Genomic DNA, 20,869 nt, shown 5'->3' on the forward strand with positions numbered 1-20,869 from the left:
GCGAACAGCGGAGTCGCCGTTTCCTGTTGCGTCTGCTGCAACGCGATTTGCTGGGGGCGTGCATGTATTCGGATGTGCAGTATTCCTGATCATGGGCGCCTAGCGGCCTTGAGAGAGGTGGCCCGGCCTGCCGCAAGGCTCATCCAGCTCGGCACACCGACGGACCAACGTACCGTTGCGCACATGCCATTTACCGGAAGCCATCCCGCGGCGATCCTGCCGTTACTGCGCCCGCTCGGGCGCCGTGACGTGCCACCCGCCGCACTGGTGATCGGCAGCATCACTCCCGACCTTCCGTTCTATGCCCTGGTGACCTCGCTCAGCGATGCGACCCACTCTCTCATCGGCGCTGTGTCGCTCGACCCGGCCATCGGTGTCGTGGCGTACGGGGCGTGGCGCCTGTTCGGCGCGCCGGCGTTGGACGCGCTCCGACCGGGCGTCGGCCGCGAACGGACCGCCGAACGACCGCGGTCGGTCGCGGCCATTGGCCGTCGGGTCTTGGCCATCTACGCCGGCCTGGCCGTCGGCGCACTGACGCACGTTGCCTGGGACAGCTTCACCCACGGCGGGATGTGGGGCGTCCGTCAGCTGCCCTGGCTGGCCCGACAGTTCGGTCCCCTGCCGGGTTACGAGTGGGCGCAGTACGTCAGCGGCGCTGCCGGGCTGCTGGCGATTCTGGTGTGGTGGCTCCGGCACCGCCGCCGCGACCCGGCCGCCGCGCCGCCGGTCCGGTCGCGGGGGACGATCCTGGCCTGGAGCACGGTGGCCGCGGCGACGCTGGTCGGTGCGGCGCTTGGTCTGCTGCTCGGTATTCGGGGCGAGGAAGACCCCGTCCGCGGTGCCTTGTTCCTGGCGGCCACTCGCGGCGGCCTCGGCGCGGCCCTCGCCGTCGCCGCGATCGGGCTGGCCGTTCGCCTCACCGGCCGTGCAGGGGACAGGGACAGCCCGTCGGGGTCTTGACGGCCGGGCGCTTGCCAACCGCCCGGGACACCCGACGGAAGGCGAGCCGGAACAGCACTGGGATGTTGACCCACAGCTTCAGGAGATTGTTCCGGCGCAGTTCCCCGGTGACGAGCGTGGGCACAATGCGGGCAAGCGTCAGGCCGGCACGCAGGAAGTGCCGGCGCTTGCAGCGAATGGTGAACAGGAAGCCGAGGCACAGCAGCTCACCGCGGCGGAACGCGATGTCCCGGCAGCGCTGCCGAGCCTTCTGGCCATCCTCTTCAGCCTTCGTCAGGTTGCCCTTCTTGGCCTCGAGGGTGGCGTACCCGATGTCGACCTGGACACCGGCCGAGCCTTTATGAGCGCCCGTCCGAGCCAGCGAGGCGGCCTCGTCAAGGTGATCTTCGGCCAACTCCAACAGGTTGGCGTTGGCCAGCGGCTCCGACAGCCGCAACTGCAGAAACGCGTCCGCCTCGAGCTCCTGAGGGCACCGGTCCTGGTACTCCTTACCCAGCAGGTAGAGGCTGAGGCAATTGGCGTCGTCGCCGCGAGCCTCGGCAATCCGGCCGAGGTAGTGGTACGCGGTCGCCACCCAACGGGCTACTCGGACGTTGGAGCGGGCCTGCGGGGCGAAGGCCACGGCCCGCAGCAGCAGGCGCTCGGCCTCCTTGAGGTCCTGAAACGACGTGAACAACGCCGTGCCCTGGTGCGTCAAGGCACCACACTCGAAGATCGGGTCCAAGCCTCGCTCTACGGCGCGAAGTAGCTCGCGGGCGGTGCGGATCGCGGCGTTGTACCGGCTGACCGAGACCTCGTAGGCACACTTGGCGATCATTGCCGCGCCCCAGTCCGGGCTGTCCGGCTCGGCGGTCTGGACCGCGGCATCGATGGCCTGGCCCCGTTCGGGGCTCTCAGCGGAGATGGTGCCCAGATAGGACGCCCTGGCGAGGTGCAGCGCAGAGACCGGCGCACCGGCGGCCGACTGGGTAGCGATCGCATCGCGCAGCACCGCGTCAACGTCTTCCGCGTCAGCCGGCTGGCCGAGGTTCCCAGTGAGCCGGACCAGCTCGTCAACGCAGTCGGAGAGCTGGTGCGAATCCACCTTCGTAGGCTGCCGGGCCAGCTCCCGCATCCAATAGACGAAGTTGGCGTACTCCTCGCCGATCTCGCCGACCTTGCTGTTTCGGGTCGCGCCGATCCGCAGCTCGGTCTGCCGGTGCCACCCTCCCGGATCCTCGACCTCCTCCCAGACCGCGAGCTTCCACCTGTCTGCGTCTTCGGCGTCGCCGGAAGTCTTCATCCCGCCGCCCTTCGGCCGGGTCCCGAGCAGAAGTGTTCGCGCAGCAGTGAATGCACGGTGAAGCGCTTGTTCCCGTCCAGCGCCCGGACCAAGGTGAGCCGGCACGCGATCTCCCGTGCCCGCAGGAAGAGCTCCCGGTCCTCGATCCGGCTCTGGGCATAGAACTCCCCGTCGGCGACCGCGCGGCCCGCCGGGACGAAACAGAAGACCGCCATCAGCCGGGCCGCGACCTTTTCCGAACCGACGCCCTCGGCCAGCGCATCCATCGACTGGGAGTAGCAGTACTGCCACAGGTTCCGGCCGAGCGGGCCGCCGATGTCACGCAGCCGCTGCAGCACCTCGCGGATGGTCAGCGCCTTTTCCGCCGCGTAGCGAACGATGATCTGGATCAGCAGCGGCGTGCACTCGGCGGCCCGCACGACGTCGTCGAGATCGGTCTCACTCGGGTTTAGCCTGGTGCCTAGCTGTGCGAGATAGCGGGCGTAGTCCTTCGCGTCCGCCTCCGACGGGCCATGCCACCGGCGCTCGTTCACCCGGCCCCCGCCGGCCGCGGCAACGGACTCGCGGGTAGTGAGCAGGAAGCGGTGCGGTCCGGCGGCGAACCGCTTGATCAGGTATTCGACCGCGACCTTACCCTCGGGCACCGTCTCGAGGTTGTCGATGACGATGAGGCAGGGTACGGCCGGGAGCAGGCCGGGCAGCAGGTGCTCGACATTGGCGGTGTTGATGTCCGCGGCTGGCGCGATCTGCTTCGCCAGCTCGACGAGCAGATCGCGCCACTCCAGCTGGGTCCGGGAGGCGGTAGGTTCCAGCACGCCGAGCGGGCCGATGTGGGTGAACTTCACCGAGATGCCGAACACGCGCGCGAAGCCCGCCTCCGTCGCATGCTGCCGCGCGATCTCGAATGCCATAGTGGTCTTGCCGGTCCCCGCGTCGCCCCAGATCGAAACGATCCGCGAACCGGCGTGGTTGCCCAGCAGTTCGCCGACCTCGGCGACGAACGCCGAGACGCCGAATAGCCGGTCGTAGGCGACGGTGAGCGCTCGGCGCAGCCGGTCGATGTCCCGCTCAACGTCGTCGGCCATTGGCACCACGTTGGGGCCAACGGGAAGGGGTAACGGCTCGACCGGCTGGGTCTTCGCCGCCTGCGACGCCCTCATCTCCCGCACGCCGAACACGACGGTAAGGACGATGCCGACGATCGCCAGCGGAACTCCGAGCACGCTGGCGAACTGATCGGCGCGCTCGAGGCGGCCGTGGGCAACGATGCCAGCTACCACGATGTAGAGGCCGATCGCAGCGCAAAGAATAGAGGCGGCCAGACCCCAGAGTCGTCGCACGCATCTCATCGTGCCGATGAATGCCAACCGGGCCAAGCCGAGCGCCCGGTTACAGCCGATCGGACGACCGATTCCGGATCGACAGCGGTATGGTCGGCGAGATACACAGATCGACGGTTTCGCCGACCCGGAGACCGTGCCAACCTGCGGCTTCACGGCTTCGACACCCAGCGACCCCATGACTCGCCCGTCCCGCAAGGCCCACGATCAAGGTCCACTGTGGACGATTACGACACACCGCCGAAGCGTACGCCCGTACGGTGATTACCAAGAGCGATCGAAATCGCATCGGCACGAGTTGGACGGGCATTTCCAGAGATCGCCGACGCACCGACCTTCGCGTTGTGGGTAACCGCTGGTCACGGCTCCGATGACGCCGTGCAAGCAGTGACCCTACTGTCGCCACACCGCTGGACGGTGCGTGGATCCGGCAACCGGCCGGTCGTGTCGATCATTCGCCCCGCCGCCACCGCGGACCCGGCCGGGCCACCACCCGCGTGACCTCGGCAGAGAGGTCCGGCGATAGCCAAAACTTAGTCTTCGAATAGCGGTGTTGGGTAGCTTTGCGGCCGCTCGACGACCTCGGTTCGCTGCGCCTACGAACATGTGACGCGGATCCGGGCCCCGGGAAAGGAGACTCCGCATGCCCGACCGCATCGAGGTGGCGTTCGCCCGGCAGGTGCGCCGGACGCCGGACGCCGACGCGCTGGTGGTCGGTACCCGCCGGTTCACCTACCGCGACGTCGATGCGCGCGCCGACGCGGTCGCCGTCCAGCTGCGCAGCGAGGGCGTGGGCCGCGACCAGTACGTGGGTGTCTGCCTCGACCGCGAGGAGTGGCTGATCCCGGCGCTGCTCGGGGTGCTCCGGGCGGGCGCGGCCTACGTACCGATGGACCCGGCCCATCCCGCCGAACGACAGTCCTTCGTCATCGGCGACGCGCGGCTGCGGCATGTCCTGGTGGACAAGCGGCAGGTCGACGCGGCGTGGCTGGGTGACGCCCGCCCAGTGGTGCCGGGCGACGGCCCGGTCGCCTCGCCGAACGGCGCCGGCGCCGACGAGCCGGCCGGTGGGGACGGCCCGGCGTACCTGATCTACACCTCGGGGTCGACCGGGAAGCCCAAGGGCGTGGTCATCGACCACGGGCAGACGCTCAATCTCGTCCGGTGGGCGGTGGAGACGTACTCGGCCGACGAGCTGCGCGGCACGCTCGCCTCCACGTCGGTGTGCTTCGACGTGTCGGTCGTGGAAATGTTCGCGCCGTTGCTCAGCGGCGGCACGGTGATCCTCGCCGACTCCCTGCTCGCCTTCTGCGATCTGCCCGCCCGCGACGAGGTCACGTTCCTCAACGGGGTGCCGTCGGTGCTCGCCGTCCTGCTGAGCTCACCGCTGCCGCCGTCGGTACGCACGGTGAGCCCGGCCGGCGAGGCGCTGACCCGGGCGCTGGCCCGGCGGATCTACGCCAACCCCGGCGTCACCCGGCTGGTCAACTGCTACGGCCCGACCGAGTGCACCACCTACTGCCTCGTCGCCGAGGTGACGCGCGCCGACCTGGACGCCGCGCACGAGCCGCCGATCGGCGCGCCCATCGCCGGGGCGGTGGCGAGCGTGCGCGACGAGAAGGGACGGCCGGTGCCCGACGGCACGGTCGGTGAGCTGTGGATCGCCGGTCCCGTGGTGAGCTCCGGATATCTCGACCGCCCCGAGCTGACCGCGCAACGGTTCCCGCCCGATCCCGACGACCCGGCCCGGCGGGCGTACCGCACGGGCGACCTGGTGCGCCGGGTCGACGGCGTCTACCACTACCTCGGCCGCGGCGACCACCAGGTCAAGATCCGCGGCATCCGGGTCGAGCTCGGCGAGGTCGAGGCGTTCCTGGCCGCCTGCCCGGGTGTCCAGCACGCGGTGGTGACCGCGCCGGCCGGCGCCGACGGCGACCGGCGGCTGGTCGGGTACGTCCAGGGCACCGGCCCGGAGCCGATCGACGAGAACCGGTTGCACGACGACCTGAGCCGCCGGCTACCGGCCCACCTGGTGCCGAGCCGGATCGTGGTGCTCGACGAGCTCCCGCTCGGGCCGACCGGCAAGGTCGACCGGGCGGCGCTGCCGGTGCCGGCCGACCCCGTCCGGGTCCCGACGCCGCCGCGCACGCCCGTCGAGCGGTTCGTGGTCGGCGTCTGGGCCGCCGCGCTCGGCGTCGCTGCTGAGACGATCGGCGTCGACGATCAGTTCATCCGGCTGGGCGGGCAGTCGCTGACGGCGGCCCGCGTGGTGGCGCTGCTGCGGCCGGCACTGGGCTTCGCCGTGCCGGTCCGCCTGCTGTTCGACCATCCGGTGCTGGCCGACTTCGCCGCGGCGGTCGAGGAGCTGGCGCTGACAGAACTCGCCCGCGAGGCCTGACCGGGCCCGGGCAACGTCCACGGGGGGCGGATCGATGACGGAACAGATGCAGGATCGGGCTGCGCTGCGCGCGCTCCTGGAGGCGCGGCTCGCCGCGTTCACACCCGCCGAGCCGGCGGCGGATGCCGACGACCATCCACAGTCGACGTTGCCGCTCACCGGCGCGGAGCGGGCGATGTGGCTCGCCTCCCAGCTCGACCCGGACAGCCCGGCCTACCATGTCCCGATCGTCGTGCGACTCGTCGGCCCGCTCGACCGGCCGGCGCTGCTCGCCGCCGTGCGCGACGTGATCGTGCGGCATCCCGCCCTGCGCAGCACGGTCACGGTCCACGACGGCACGCCCGTCGCCGTGGCCGGGCCGGCCGACGCGGTGCCCGTCGACGAGCGCGCGGTCACCCCGGACACGCTCGCCGCCGCGCTGTCCGACCACGCCCGCCGGCCGTTCCGGCTCGCCGCGGAGCCGCCGCTGCGCGTGACGCTGTTCGCGGTCGGCACCGGCGAGCACCACCTGGCGCTGACCGCGCACCACGTCGCCATGGACGACGCGTCGATCACGCTGCTGGTTACCGAACTGGCGGAGCGCTACGCCGGCCACCACGCGGGCGACGGCCCGCCCGCGCCGGTCCGGCCGGTCCGGGCGCGCCGGCCGGCGCCGGAGCCCGACGAGGACGAGCTGCGGTGGTGGACCCGGCGGCTGGCCGGGCTCGCGCCCGCGCCGTTGCCGGTCGGCCGGGTGACCGCGCCCGCCGGCGCGCCCGACCGCACGCCCGGCGATGCCGGGGCGCAGGTGCCGTTGACCGTGCCGGCCGCGCTCGCCGACCGGGTCCGCGCCGTCGCGGCCACGCACGGCATGACGCCGTTCATGGTGCTGCTGGCGGCGCTCCAGGCGATGCTGGCGCGCACCGGCGACGACCCCGACGTCGCCGTCGGCGTTCCCGAGGCGGGGCGCCGGGAGCCCGGCAGCAGGTCGGCGATCGGCTGCTTCGTCAACACCGTCGTGGTCCGCACCGACCTGTCCGGCGATCCCACCGCACGCGACGTGCTCTCCCGCGCCCGCGAGGCGGCCCTCGACGCGCTGAGCCACGCCGACGTGCCGCTCCCCCGGATCGTCGAGCGCGTCAACCCGCGCCGCGACGACGGCTCGACGCCGCTGTTCCGGGTCCTGCTCAACGTGGTCCCCGCCGACCCGAACCCGGCCATGTTCCCGGGGCTGGACGCGACGGTCACCGTCGGCGGCACCGGCCGGGTCCGGGCCGGCCTGACGGTGCGGCTCACCGACGCCGGCGACGGCCCGCTCGACGGCGTGGTGGAGTACCGGCTGCGGGACTGCGACGCGGCGGCCGCCCACCGGATCGCCGGGTGGTTCCTGACGCAGCTCGACGGCCTCGTATCCGATGTGGACAGTCCAATTCGGACGGTGTCGCTGCCGGGCACCGTGGACCCGGCCGTGGCCGGCGCACCGGTGGACGGGCCGAGCGGCACCCTGCACCCGATGGTCACCCGGTGGGCGGCGGCCACCCCGGACGCGACGGCCGTGGTCGCCGCCGACGGCACCCTCACCTACGCCGAACTGGACCGCCGGGCGAACCGGGTCGCCCGGCGCCTGCTGGCCGACGGCGTGGCGCCGGACGAGCCGGTGGCGGTGCTCACCGAACGCAGCACCCACCTGCCGGTGGCGCTGCTCGGCATCCTCAAGGCCGGAGCAGCGTACCTGCCCCTCGACCCGACGTACCCGCCCGCGCGGCTGGCCGCCCTCCTGCAGGCGGCGGGCGCGGCCACGGTGCTCGTCGCCGACGGGCTGGACGAGGCGCTGGCCGACGGGCTCGCCGACACCGGCCTGCCGGTCGCCGTGCGCCGGCTGGACGATCCGGAGACCTTCCCGGTGGGCCCGGACGGGGACCCGGGCGTGGAGTGCGACCCCGGCCGGCTGGCGTACGTCATCTTCACCTCGGGGTCCACCGGCACGCCGAAGGGTGTGGCCGTGGAGCACCGGGCGATCACCCGCTACCTCGCCGGGGTCGCCGATCGGCTGCCGGCCGGCGCCGCATCGTTCGCCCTGGTCTCGACGCAGGCGGCCGACCTCGGGCTGACCATGTTGCTGGGCGCGCTGACCACCGGCGCGGCCGCTCACCTCGTCGACGTCGCAACGGCCACCGACGCCGCCGCGTTCGCCGGCTACCTGGCCCGCCACCCGGTCGACGTGCTCAAACTCGTCCCCAGCCACCTGCATCTGCTGACCGCGGAGACCGGCGCGGAGCCCGCCGACGTGCTGCCGCGCCGGTTGCTGATCCTGGCCGGCGAGGCGTGCCCGTGGGAGCTGGTCGACCGGGTCCGGGCCGCCCGGCCCGACCTCGCCGTCCAGGTGCACTACGGCCCGACCGAGACGACCGTCGCCGTCCTGGCCCTCGACGTGTCGACCGTGACCGACCGGGCCGGCGCCGACGTGGTGCCGCTGGGCGGGCCGCTGCCGGGCTGGCGGTGCCGGGTCGCCGACCGCGCCGGCGCGCCGCTGCCGGCCGGACTCCCGGGCGAGCTGTGGCTGGCCGGTCCGAGCCTCGCCCGCGGCTACCTGCACGACGAGCGGCTGACCGCGCGGCGGTTCGTCACGGAGTCCGGGGTCCGCTGGTACCGCACCGGTGACCGGGTCCGCCTCCGCGCCGACGGCCACCTCGACTTCCTCGGCCGCACCGACGACCAGGTCAAGATTCAGGGGTACCGGGTGGAGCCCGGCGAGGTGGCCGCGGCGCTGCGCCGGCTCGACGGCGTGGACGCGGCGGTCGTGCTGCCGGTAGGCCCGCCCGGCGGGCGCCGGCTGGTGGCGTGGTGCACCGGCCCCGCGGGTGGTGGCTCCGACGAGGCGCGGCTGCGCGACGAGCTGCGCCGGCGGCTGCCGCGCTGGATGGTCCCGGCGTCGATCGTGCGGCTCGACGCCCTGCCGCTGACCCCGAACGGCAAGGTCGACCGGGCCCGCCTGCCCGAACCGGTGACGGCCGTCGACACCGGCCCGGTGTCGTTGAGCCCCACGGAGGAGGCGGTCGCCGCGGCGTGGCGCCAGGTCCTGGACGGCCGTCCCGGCGGGCCGGCCACCGGTGCCATCCGCCCGGACGACGACTTCTTCGCCCTCGGCGGGCACTCCTTCGCCGCCACCCGGGTCGTGGCGCTGCTCCGCACGACCACCGGCCGTGACGTGCCCGCGCGGCTCACGTTCCGCCACCCGGTGCTGCGCGACTTCGCCGCCGCCCTGGACCGCACCGCACCACCCGCGAACGGCGTGGCGCCGGCGGCCGGCCGGCGCGAGCCCGGGACCGTGGTGCCGCTGTCGGCGGCGCAGGCCCGGTTGTGGTTCCTGGCCAGCATCGACCCGGACAGCCCCACCTACCACGTGCCGATCGTCCTGCGCCTGCCGGCCGGCATCGACCGCACGGCGCTGCTGGACGCGGTCCGATTGCTGGCCGACCGGCACGAGGTCCTGCGCAGCACCGTGACCACGGTCGACGGGCAGCCGTGCGCCCGGATCGGCCGGGCCGCCGACGTGCCGGTCCGCGAGCGGGCGGTGCCCGCCGCCGACCTCGACCGCGTGCTGGCCGCCGAGGTGGCGCACCCGTTCGACCTCCAGCGGCGCCCGGCGATGCGCGCCGTGCTGTTGCGGGTCGCCGACGGGGCCGACCACCTGGCGATCGTCTTGCACCACGTGGCCACCGACGCCTGGAGCCGCGGGCTGATCCTGGCCGACCTCGCGGCGCTCTACCGGTACCGCACCGGCACCGGTCCGCTGCCCCCGCCCGCGCCGCAGTACGCCGACCACGCGACCGCGTTGCGCGCCGAACCGGACGGTCCGGCCCTGGACTGGTGGGAGCGGCAGCTGGCCGGGCTGTCCCGGCTCGACCTGCCGACGGACCGGCCGCCGGCGCCCGCGGCGGGCGGGGAGTTCGCCGCGGGCACCGCCGGCGCCGCCGTGCCGATCGAGGTGCCCGACGCGCTGGCCCGCCGGATCCGGGCGCTGGCCGGCAGCCGCGGCATGACGCCCTTCATGGTGCTGCTGGCCGGCCTCCAGGCGCTGCTCGCCCGGGTCACCGGTGCGAGCGACATCGCAGTCGGCGTGCCGGAGACCGGCCGGCACGGCCCGGGCACCGAGAACGTCGTCGGCTGCTTCGTCAACACCCTGGTCGTCCGCGGCGAGGTCGACGCGGCGGCGACCGCGGGGCACCTGCTCGACGCGGCCCGGGCGGCGGCGCTCGCCGCGTTCGCCCACGCCGACGTGCCGTTCGACCGGGTGGTGCAGCGGCTGCGCCCGGACCGCGACGCCGGCACCGGCCCGCTGTTCCAGGTGAGCCTCAACGTGCACGACGCCGGCCCGGCGGTGGTGGAGTTCGGCCCCGGACGGCCGGCGACGGTCGTGCCGGTGCCGGAGACCGAGGCGAAGTTCGACCTGTCGTGGCACGTCGCCGCCGACGGCCCGGCGCTGCGCGGCAGCCTGACGTACCGGTCGGCGCTGTTCGACGAGCCGACCGCACAGCGGCTGGTTTCCTGGTACCTCACGCTGCTCGACGGCCTGCTGTCCACTGCGGACGTCGAGCTCGGCGCGATCCCGCTGGCGCCCGTCGACGGCCCGGCGCTGACCGGCCCGCCCCTGCCGCACGAGGACGGCGTTCTGCATCCGCTCATCGAGCGGTGGGCCGACGCCACCCCCGACGCGCCGGCGGTGGTGGCCGCCGACGCGACGCTCACTTACGCCGAACTCGACCGGCGGGCCAACCGCGTCGCCCACTGGCTCCTCGCCCGCGGCGTGCGCGCCGACCAGCCGGTCGCGGTGCTCACCGAGCGCACGAGCCACCTCGCGATCGCGCTGCTCGGCGTCCTCAAGGCCGGCGCGGCGTACCTGCCCGTCGACGCGGGCTACCCGCCGGAGCGGGTGCGGACGGTGCTGCGCGGCGCCGGCGCGGTCGCCACGCTTGCCGAACGCGAGTTCGCCGGCCACGCGGAGGGGACCGTCGCGATCCTCGACGACGACGCCACCTGGGCCGGCCTGCCCACCCACCGGCCCGACGCCGGGGTACGCCCGGACCGGCTGGCCTACGTCATCTTCACGTCGGGCTCCACCGGCGCGCCCAAGGGCGTGGCCGTGGAGCACCGGCACATCACCCACTACCTGGCGGCGGCGCTCGCGTACCTCGGCACGGCCCCCCACGCGAGCTACGCGCTGGTCTCCACCCACGCGGCCGACCTGGGCATGACGAACCTGTTCGGCGCGCTGACGACCGGTGCAACGCTGCACCTGGTCGACCGGCAGACCGCCACCGACCCGGAGGCGTTCGCCGCGTACCAGGAGCGCGAGCGGGTCGATGTCCTCAAGTGCGTGCCGAGCCACCTGGAACTGCTGGCCGCGCACGGCGACCTGGGCCGGGTGTTGCCCCGGCGGGTGCTGATCCTGGCCGGTGAGCCGCTGCTGTGGGACCTCGTCGACCGCCTCCGCGCGGCGCGGCCCGACCTCAGGGTCGTCAACTCGTACGGGCCGTCGGAGACCACCGTCGCGGTGTCGATGTGCGACGTGGATGCGGTACCGCGCACCGGGTCCACGGTGCCGCTCGGCGCGCCGCTGTCCGATGTGGACTTCTACGTGACCGACGCCGCCGGGCGGCCGCAGCCGACCGGCATCCCCGGCGAGCTGTGGATCGGCGGCCCGACCGTGAGCCGGGGCTACCTCGGCCGTGCCGACCTGACCGCCGAACGCTTCCCGGCCGACCCGCTGGACCCCGCCCGCCGCTGCTACCGCTCCGGCGACCTGGTGCGGCTGCGGCCCGACGGCCAGCTCGAGTTCCGGGGCCGGGTCGACGACCAGGTCAAGATCCGGGGGTACCGCGTCGAGCCCGGCGAGATCGTCGCGGCGCTGCGCCGCCTGCCCGGCGTCCGGGAGGCCGTCGTGCTCCCGGTCGGCGAGGGCCACCAACGCAGGCTCGCCGCCTGGATCACCGGGACGGCCGACGTGGACCAGGTGCGCCGGCGCCTGCGTCAGGATCTGCCCGAGTACGCGGTGCCGAGCACCATCACCGGCCTGGACGTCCTGCCACTGACCGCCAACGGCAAGGTGGACCGCGCGCGGCTGCCCGCACCGGCCGAGGCGGCGCCGGCCGCCTACGCCGAGCCGGCCACGGCGACCGAACATCGGGTCGCCGCCGCGTACGCGCAGGTGCTCGACGTCGAGCGGGTCGGTGCCACCGACGACTTCTTCGCCCTCGGCGGCGACTCCTTCCAGGCGGTGCAGGCCGCCCGCGCGGCCGATCCGGACCTGCGGGTCATCGACCTGTTCAACCACCCAACGGTGCGCGACCTCGCGGCGTTCCTCGACCGGCGGTCCGGCGAACCGGCTGGGCTGCTGCACCGTCTCGGCGCAACGGCCGGCACGGCCGAGTTCACCGTCGTGTGCGTCCCGTACGGCGGCGGGTCGGCGGCGGCCTACCGGCCGCTGGCGATGGCGCTCGGCCCGCGCGTGGCGACGTACGCGATCGAGCTGCCCGGGCACGACCCGGCCCGCCCCGACGAGCCGCTGCTGCCGCTGCCGCAGCTCGTCGACCGGGTGGCCGCCGAGGTCGCCGAGCAGGTCACCGGGCCCGTGATGGTGTACGGGCACTGCGTCGGCACCGCGACGGCGGTCGCGCTGGCGCAGCGGCTCCAGGCCGGCGGCGCCGAACTGGCCGGCGTGGTGCTGGCAGCGGCGTTCCCGACCGCGCGGCTGCCCGGACGGCTCTCCGCGTGGTTCAACCGGGTGCTGCCCAGCGACCGGTGGATGTCCGATCGCGACTACCGCGACGTGCTGCGAGCCATGGGCGGGATGCTCGACGACCTCGACGACACCGACCTCCGGACGATGATGAACAGCCTGCGCCACGACGCCCGCCAGGCGCAGCTGTTCCACACCGGCGAACTCGCCCGCGCCGACCGGACCCGGCTGTCCGTCCCGGTGCTGTGCGTCGTCGGGGAGCGCGACCGCAGCACCGAGCTCTACCAGGAGCGCTACCGGGAGTGGGGCGCGTACGCCGACCGGGTCGAGCTCGCCGTGGTGCCGCACGCCGGCCACTACTTCCTCAAGCACCAGGCGACGCAGGTCGCCGAGCTGATCGGCGGGCGGCTGGCGGCGTGGCGGGCCGGGCGGGTGCCGCCGCCGGTCGCCGACGTGGCGGTCGCCGGATCGGCGGCCCGCCGCAGCCTCCGGGCGTTCTCCCTCGTCGCCGCCGGCCAGACGGTGTCGCTGATCGGCAGCGCGCTGAGCGCGTTCGCGCTCGGCGTCTGGGCGTACCAGGCCAGCGGCCGCATGGCCGACTACGCGCTGATCACGCTGCTGGCGGTGATGCCGGCCATCGTCGGCGCGCCGGTCGGCGGCGCGGTCGCCGACCGGTTCGACCGGCGCCGGGTGATGCTGGTCTGCGACGCCGTCGCCGGGCTGACGGTCGCCGCGCTCGTCATCCTGCTGTGGCTGGACAGCCTGCGATTGTGGCACGTCGCCGTGATCGTGGGGACGGGGTCGCTGGTCACGGCGTTCCACCGGCCCGCGTACCTGGCCGCGATCACGCAACTGGTTCCCAAGCCGTACCTGCCGCAGGCCAACGCCGTCGCCCAGCTCGGCACCGGGCTCGGCATGCTGCTCGCCCCGCTGGCCGGCGGCGCGCTGATCACCGCGTTCGGGCTGCCCGCCGTGGTGGGCATCGACGTGTTCACCTTCGTGCTGGGGCTGGCCACGCTGCTGCTGGTGCGCTTCCCGGACCGGCTGTTCCGGCGCCGGGAGGAGACGTTCCGGGAGGCGATCGTGGGCGGCTGGCGGTACATCGTCCGGCGCCGCCCGCTCGTCGTGATGATCATCTTCTTCCTGGTGGACAACTACCTCAGCTCGATCGCGACGGTGGTGGTGACCCCGCTGGTGCTGTCGATCGGTGACGCCGCGGACGTCGGCCTGGTGACGGCGGCGAGCGGCCTGGGTGCGGCGTTCGGGGCCGTCGTCATGGTCGTGTGGGGCGGCACCCGGCGGCGGGCCACCGGCATGGTCGGGTTCGTGCTCGGCGTCGGCGCCGGCATCCTCATCATGGGGCTGCGGCCCGCGGTCCTCGTCGTCGGCGTCGGGATCTTCGTCTGGTGGGCGTCGACGAGCATCCTCAACGCGCACTGGCTGGCGTTGATCCAGATCAAGGTGGGCCTGGAGCTCCAGGGCCGGGTGCTGGCGACCAACCAGATGCTCGCGGTCGCGATGGCCCCGGCCGGCTACGTCAGCGCGCCGTGGCTGGCCGACCGGATCGCCGACACCGGGATCGGCCCGGTGCGCGGCATGAGCCTGCTGCTCGTGACCGTCGGCGCGGTACTCATGGGATGGGCCGTGCTCGGCCTGCGCTACCGGCCGCTGCGCCGGATGGAGGACGACCTGCCCGACGCCGTGGCGGGTGCGGAGATCGAGGGCGACCTCGACCGGGTGCAGGCCGAGGCGGACCGGGAACTGGCGTCGGTCAGGTCGTGACGGCGGTCGCCTGCGCGGCCCCGATCCCCCGCCGCGCCCGCTCGATCTCGTCGGCCCAGCCGATGGTCCGGGCGACGTCGAGCGCCGACCGGTGACCCACCGTGGCCGACGATCTCGGCGCGGGCCCAGGCCACCGGCCTAGACGGTCGTGGCGCGCGGCTGCTCCGAGCGCAGCGGCACGGCGTCCGCGGCGGTGGAGTAGACGAAGCGGTCCGGGCGCAGCACGGCCACATCCACCCGGTGCCGGTCGAACCATGCGCCGAGCACACCGTTGACGTCGACCACGTTGACGACGTCGTGGGCCGGGCCGCTCGCGGAGCCGGACGAACGGGCCGGCAGAACCCGGACGAAGGTCGCCGGGGGTCCCGCCCAGGCGGCCGCCGTCCGCGCGTCGACGCCCGGGCCGATCACCGCGAAGGCCGGGCCGAGCACATCGTCCAGCCGGCACGGGGTCGCCGTGCCCGGGGTCGTGATCTCCGGCTGGGGAAACATCGTGCCGATCGGGCCCTTGCGCACCCCACCGGACAGCAAGCCCGTCCGCAGGGCCGGGGCCGGCTTGAACTCGAAGTGCCGCACGAACCGGCGGACCCGCGGCACGATCTGCGCGGCGCGGAGCACCGCGTCGCGCGCGGCGGCGGCGTAGCGGTTGCGGACCAGGAACACCCGGCCCAGGCGGACGCTCGTGACCGCCATCTCCTCGGTGTGCGGGCGCCGTTCGGCCTCGTACGTGTCGAGCAGGTCGGGGCCCGCCGTGCCGTCGAGGACCAGCGCGAGCTTCCAGGTGAGGTTCGCGGCGTCGCGCAGGCCGCTGCACAGGCCCTGGCCCAGGAACGGCGGCATCTGGTGCGCCGCGTCGCCGAGCAGGAACACGCGCCCGCTGCGCCACCGCTCGGCGACCAGGTGGTGGAAGGTGTAGACGACGGCGCGGGTGACGGTGAAGCGCTCCGGATCGACGTACGGGGCCACCAGCCGGGCGATCGTCTCCGGCCGGCTCATCTCCTCCGGCGTCTCGCCGTCGCGGAGCATGAACTCCAGGCGATGGGTGCCGAAGGCGCCCGGCGAGACGAACGCGGGACGCCGCCAGTCGCAGACGAACCGGGTCCGCGGCTGGCGGACCCCGCCGGGCCCGACGTCGCCGGAGATCGCCAGCCAGGGCTCCTCGTACGACGCGCCGGCGAGCCGGATGCCGGCGGCGGTCCTCGTCGTGCTGCGGGCGCCGTCGCAGCCCAGCACGTACCGGGCGCGTACCGTGGTGGCCTCGCCGGTCGCGACGTCGCGGAGCCCGACCGTGACGCCGTCGCCGTCCGGGGTCAGGCCGGTGAGCTCCACGCCGGTGCGCAGGGTGACGTGCGGGAACCGGTCGAAGCCCGCGCGCAGCGACGCCTCGAGGCGCGGCTGGTCGAAGAAGTGCAGGGGTGCGCTGCCGAGCCCGAAGTCGATCTCGTCGAGGGCGATCGTGGCGAAGGGCCTGCCGCGGCCGTCGACGTAGTCGACGACCGGCGGGGGGTACATGTCGGCGGCCACCTCGTCGCGCAGGCCGGCCTGCTGGTACACCCGCAGCGCCTCGTCGTCGCAGGAGAACGCCCGGGGTTGCCGGTGGGCCGCGGTGCTGCGCTCGACGACCAGGGTGCGCACGCCGCGCACGCCGAGCAGGTTGGCGGTGAGCGCGCCGACCGGCCCGCAGCCCACCACGACGACGTCAGGATGCATGCCGCCTAGCGAAGACGACGGCTGTGGAGATCCTGTGGAGGCCGGTCTCCACAGCGGCTCACCAGCAGCCCGGCGCCCTGCTCGGCGGCGTCGGCGGCGCCGCGCCGCACGTCGCGGTCGTCGCCGCGGGCCAGGCCCCGCACGCGGCGCAGCTCGGCGGTGAGCACCCGCTCGCCGACGGCCTCGGCCGCGGCGAGCCCCTCGTCGGCCAGCGCCGCCGCGGTCGCCGGGTCGCCGGCCGTGAGGTACGCGTCGGCCATCGCGGCGATCACGATCGTGCGCGTGGCCCGCAGTCCGTGCCGGTAGATGGCCTCGCCCGCGACCCGCATCGCGGTGAGCCGTGCCCGCTCGCCCCCGTGCACCGCCGACCAGTCCGCCAGGAAGTCGCCGATGCCGACGAAGTGCGGCATGTGCTGCCGCTCGCCGACCTCACGGCACCGCCGGGCGGCCTCACGGCCCGCCGGGGCGTCGCGTTCCTGCAGGGCCAGCCAGGCCGCGAACAGCACGGCGTTGCCCCGGCCGTAGGGATCGTCGGCGTGCTCGGCGAGCTGCCGCGCGGCCGCCAGGTCTGCGTGCGCCGCCGGCCGGTCGCCGCGCAGCGAGCGCACCAGCGCCCGGAAGTTGTACGGCGACAGGGTCGGGGTGCGCCCGACCTGCCCGCGCAGCCGGCGCGGCTCGACGGTGCGCAGCCGGTCGACGGCGACGGTCAGCTGCGCGTCGGCCTCGGCGAGACGGCCCGTGAAGTAGCCGACGACGCCGAGCAGGTACGGCCCGGCGGCGGCGATCAGCGGGTCGTCGTCCGCGGCGGCGCCGTGCAGCCGGCGGGCCAGGTCGGCGGCGATCGCGAACTCGGCCCGGTTGCAGGCGACCTCGCCGAGCGTCCACAGGGCCGTGCGCAGGTCGGCGCCGGGGCCGGCGAGCGGGAGCAGCTGCCGGGCGCGGGCCGCGGCCTGTTCGACCGCGTCGCTGCCCACGCCGACGGTGATGTGCAGCAGCGAGGTGCGATGCAGCTGTACCGTCAGCTCGGCCTCGGCCGCGTCCGGCGAGGTGGCGGCGGCGGGGGCGAGCCGGGCGGCGGCCCGGTCGAGATGCGCGAGGGCGTCCTCGTAGGCCAGCCGCCACGTGGCGTCGTCGGCGGCCCGCAACGTCCAGCGCAGGAAGTCCTCGCCGTGTCCGAGCCCGACCGCCTGCCCGTAGTGGCGGGCCAGCTCCGCCGGGGTCAACCCGCCCAGGCCCGGCATGCTCGCGGCGGCGCCGGCGAGGCGGGCGTGCAGGACGGCCCGTCTCGGCGCGGCCAGCTCGGCGTAGGCGACCTCGGCGAACAGCGGGTGCCGGAACCGCACCGCGCCCGGACCGGCCCCGGCGATCAGGTGCGTGGCGGCCGGGGCGGCCAGCAGCTCGGCCGCGTCGGTGCCGGTCGCCGAGTTCAGCAGCCGCAGGTCGAGCTCGCGGCCGGCGACGCCGAGCAGGTCGAGACATTCGCGGGTGGCCGGGTCGGGGGCCCGCAGCCGCAGCAGGACCGCGTCGCGCACGCTCGGGGGCAACGCGGCCCGGTCCTCGAAGGGGGCGGGGGACGCGAGCAGCTCGGTGAGGAAGAACGCGTTGCCGCCGGTACGCCGCACGAGCCGCTCGACGAGGCCGGGCGCCGGTGCCGCGCCGGTCCGGTCGTGCACCAGGTCGGCCACCGCGGCCGTGCCGAGGCCCCCGAGCCGCAGCTGCCGGCCGCCGGCGGCGCGGGCCAGGTCGGCGAGCGTGGCGACGAGCCCGGCGTCGTGGTCGTACGGCCGCGACGTGACGACGACCAGCGCCCGGCCGCGGTGGACGGTGGTGGCCAGGTACCGCAGCAGCAGCCGCGAGTCGGGGTCCGCGGCGTGCAGGTCGTCGAGGACGACGAGCAGGCCGGACGGCTCGGCGACCGCGTGGACGAGCCCGGCGACCGCCTCATAGGCCCGGAACCGGGCCGCCGGGTCCGGCCCGTCGGCGCCGTTCGCCGCCTCGGCGGTGAAGCCGGCAAGCGCCGCACCCGCGCCCGGCTCGCCGGCCCCCGGCAGCGCCGCGATACCGCGCAGGACCTGCGTCCACAGCCAGAACGGCGGCGCCTCACCGAGGTCGGGGCAGCGGCCCCACACGACCGGGACCGCGGCCGCGGCGGCCCGCTCCGCGATGGCGGCGGCCAGGCTGGTCTTGCCGATGCCGGGCTCGCCGACGATGGTCGCGATCCGCCCGCCGTCGCGGCCGGCCGCCGCCAGCAGCTCCGCCAGCTGGGCCAGCTCGGCATCCCGGCCGACGAGCGACCTCCCCCGCGCCCCGCGCGCCGCGCCGATCGAGCCCGCCGTGGCGGCCGCGGCGGCGGGCGGAACGGTGTGGGTGAGGATCCGGCGGTGCAGGTCGCGCAGCCGCGGGCCCGGCTCCACGCCGAACTCGTCGGCCAGCAGCACCCGGCCCGCGTCGAACACCTCGAGCGCCTCGGTCTGCCGGCCGGTGCGGTACAGGGCGAGCATCAGCTGCTCGCGCGCCGACTCCCGCGCCGGGTGCGCGCCGACGAAGCGCCGCAGGTCCGGCAGCGCCGCACCGGGGCGCCCGGCGGCCACGGCGGCGGCCAGCCGGCCCTCCTCCGCGGCGAGCCGGGTCTCGGTGAGACGGGCGACGTCGGGACGCACGGCGGCGAGCTCGGCGACGGCCGGTTCGCCCCGCCACAGCCCCACGGCCTCGGCGTACCGCCGCTCGGCCGTGCCGGGATCGCCGTCGGCGAGCGCCCGGGCGCCCTCGTCGGCGAGCGCGGCGAACCGCACGGCATCGATCGACTCGGGCGGCACACACAGCTCGTAGCCGCCGGTGCGGGAGCGCACGATCCGGCCGGGCGAGCGCGGCCCGCGACCGGGTTCGAGGGCGCGGCGCAGCCCCGCGACATATGTCCGCAGCGTCACCAGCGCGCTCGACGGCGGCGCGCCGTCCCAGAGCGCGTCGGCCAGCCAGTCGGCGGTGAGCAGCCGGTTCGGCCGCAGGAGCAGCAGGGACAGCAGCGCCCGCTGCTTGGGGCCACCGACCGCGACCGGCTCGCCGTCACGGGACACCAGCAACGGCCCCAGGATCCCGAACCGCACGGCGCTTTCCCTCGTCGTTCCCGGCACAGACCCGGCGATCCTACCGTCAGCGAGCCGAGTCAGCGGCCGGGCGCGCGCGGTCCGGCGGCTGACGGTGGCCGCGTCGCCGTCGAGGTTGCGCAGGTCGCCCCGCCCGGCTCTGTCGATACCAGGTGCGCGAGCAGTGTCAGGCTCACGGCCGCGTCGCTGCCGGTCGGCGCGGTCGCCACGACGAGTCGCTGGCTCGGCGCGAGCGGGACGGGCAGGGCCCTCTTCGCCGGTGACCTGCTGCACAGCCCGCTGCAGGTCACCCGGCCGCACGTCGCCAGCTGCTTCTGCGAGGACCCGGTGCGAGCCGCCGTCAGCCGCGAACGCCTGCTCGCCGACGCGGCCGAGCGCCGGTCCCTGATCCTGCCGGCCCGTTTCCGCGGCTCCGGCGCGGCCCGGATCACCCGCCGCGACGGCCGTCCGGCCATCGACCGGTGGGAGCCCGTCCTCACGAGCACCGTCGCGCCATGACCGCTTTCGCGGGCTGGCCGCCCTGCCCGCCCCGATCGCGGCCCAGGGCCTGAGCACTCCGGTCCTGTGGACGGCCATGACAGCCGCGGCTGTTATGGCCGTCCGCGCGAGGTCCGATCGTCGCGCACCGCGGTGGGTCAGCTGTGCGGCGCGCCCGCTGCCTCCTCGCGGCGCAGGAAGTCCCGCAGGATCTCGGCGAACCGCGCCGGCTGCTCCTCGGCGGGGTAGTGTCCGCAGCCGTCGAGGACGACCCCCGTGACGTCGTCGGCGGCCAGCCGCATCGTCTGGACGGCGGCCGCGCCGCTCCACAGCGCACCGCCGACGGCGAGCACCGGCTGGGTCAGCCGGGTCTTGCTGCGCCGCTCGTTCTGCGCGATCGTCTCGTCCAGCGCCCGGTAGTACGCGAAGGTCGAGCGCAGCGCGCCGGGATTCGCGGTGATCGCATCGACGTAGACGTCGACGGCGTACGCGGGGATCGCGGTCGGGGTGGCGGCCTTGGTGGCGAACTGCCAGCCGAAGAAGAGCCGTTCCCGCCCCTGGACCAATTCCTCGTTGAGGCCGATGAGCCGGTTGAAGCCGAACTGCCAGAGTTTCTGGTTGAGCGCGGACGGGCTGAAGACCGGCGGAGACGGGGTGAGACCGGGGATCATCGCCTCCACCACGGCGAGCCGGCCCACCCGTTCGGGATGATCGGCCGCCAGCGCGTATGCGGTCCACGTGCCGATGTCGTGGCCGACCGTGTCGAACCGGTCGTGCCCGAGGACGGTCATCAGCGCGGCCAGATCGGCGGCCAGCGTTCCGGCGTCGTACCCGTCGTCGGGCTTGTCGGAGAGCCCGGCCCCGCGCGAGTCGACGGCGACGACGGTGTGTTCGCGGGCGAGCGCGGGCATCACCTCCCGCCAGGCGTACCAGGTCTGCGGCCACCCGCCGACCAGCAGCAGCGGCGGGCCTTCCCCGCCGGTGAGCGCGTGCAGCCGCAGCCCGCCGACCTCCACGAGCCGGCTGGTGAAGACGTCGGTGAACCCGTCGGGCAACCGCAGCGAACGCAGCGTCGTCATGCGCCCGCCACCATCCTGG

9 protein-coding genes are annotated in these 20,869 nt (G+C 74.7%); 4 read left to right on the forward strand and 5 right to left on the reverse strand.

Annotated features, from left to right (window positions below; genetic code table 11):
- The first annotated feature begins 183 nt into the window (after window positions 1-183).
- On the forward strand, window positions 184-960 hold the full coding sequence (locus tag ACQP1P_RS35655; RefSeq protein ID WP_433077844.1) for a DUF4184 family protein: 777 nt from the start codon (window positions 184-186) through the stop codon (window positions 958-960).
- On the opposite strand, the gene ACQP1P_RS35660 is transcribed toward ACQP1P_RS35655, so the two are convergent.
- The gene (locus tag ACQP1P_RS35660) at window positions 917-2,242 is read right to left on the reverse strand and encodes a hypothetical protein (protein ID WP_433077845.1); all 1,326 of its coding nucleotides are present in this window, start codon (window positions 2,240-2,242) and stop codon (window positions 917-919) included. The genes ACQP1P_RS35655 and ACQP1P_RS35660 overlap by 44 nt on opposite strands.
- A complete protein-coding gene (locus ACQP1P_RS35665; protein WP_433077847.1) occupies window positions 2,239-3,582 on the reverse strand; it encodes a hypothetical protein in 1,344 nt (447 codons plus the stop codon). The genes ACQP1P_RS35660 and ACQP1P_RS35665 overlap by 4 nt, the downstream gene beginning before the upstream one ends.
- Window positions 3,583-4,225: 643 nt before the next feature.
- Between ACQP1P_RS35665 and ACQP1P_RS35670 the strand changes: the two genes are divergently transcribed.
- Window positions 4,226-5,980 carry a non-ribosomal peptide synthetase gene (locus ACQP1P_RS35670; RefSeq protein WP_433077849.1) on the forward strand — a complete coding sequence of 585 codons (1,755 nt, stop codon included), beginning with the start codon at window positions 4,226-4,228 and terminating at the stop codon, window positions 5,978-5,980.
- Window positions 5,981-6,026: 46 nt separating this feature from the next.
- The gene (locus ACQP1P_RS35675; protein ID WP_433077851.1) at window positions 6,027-14,480 is read left to right on the forward strand and encodes an amino acid adenylation domain-containing protein; all 8,454 of its coding nucleotides are present in this window, start codon (window positions 6,027-6,029) and stop codon (window positions 14,478-14,480) included.
- Between the two features lie 138 nt (window positions 14,481-14,618).
- On the opposite strand, the gene ACQP1P_RS35680 is transcribed toward ACQP1P_RS35675, so the two are convergent.
- Window positions 14,619-16,190, reverse strand: coding sequence for a bifunctional 3-(3-hydroxy-phenyl)propionate/3-hydroxycinnamic acid hydroxylase (locus tag ACQP1P_RS35680; protein WP_433077853.1), 1,572 nt, complete (start codon window positions 16,188-16,190; stop codon window positions 14,619-14,621).
- 5 nt (window positions 16,191-16,195) lie between these two features.
- On the reverse strand, window positions 16,196-19,294 hold the full coding sequence (locus ACQP1P_RS35685; RefSeq protein ID WP_433077855.1) for a BTAD domain-containing putative transcriptional regulator: 3,099 nt from the start codon (window positions 19,292-19,294) through the stop codon (window positions 16,196-16,198).
- Between the two features lie 327 nt (window positions 19,295-19,621).
- Here ACQP1P_RS35685 and ACQP1P_RS35690 point away from each other — a divergent pair, with 327 nt between their 5' ends.
- The gene (locus ACQP1P_RS35690; RefSeq protein WP_433077857.1) at window positions 19,622-19,792 is read left to right on the forward strand and encodes a hypothetical protein; all 171 of its coding nucleotides are present in this window, start codon (window positions 19,622-19,624) and stop codon (window positions 19,790-19,792) included.
- Window positions 19,793-19,929: 137 nt separating this feature from the next.
- On the opposite strand, the gene ACQP1P_RS35695 is transcribed toward ACQP1P_RS35690, so the two are convergent.
- Window positions 19,930-20,850 (reverse strand): alpha/beta fold hydrolase, encoded by a 921-nt coding sequence (locus ACQP1P_RS35695; protein ID WP_433077859.1) that lies wholly within the window; start codon window positions 20,848-20,850, stop codon window positions 19,930-19,932.
- Window positions 20,851-20,869 lie beyond the last annotated feature (19 nt).

The organism is Dactylosporangium sp. CA-052675 (genome assembly GCF_050947935.1).
Lineage (GTDB): Bacteria > Actinomycetota > Actinomycetes > Mycobacteriales > Micromonosporaceae > Dactylosporangium.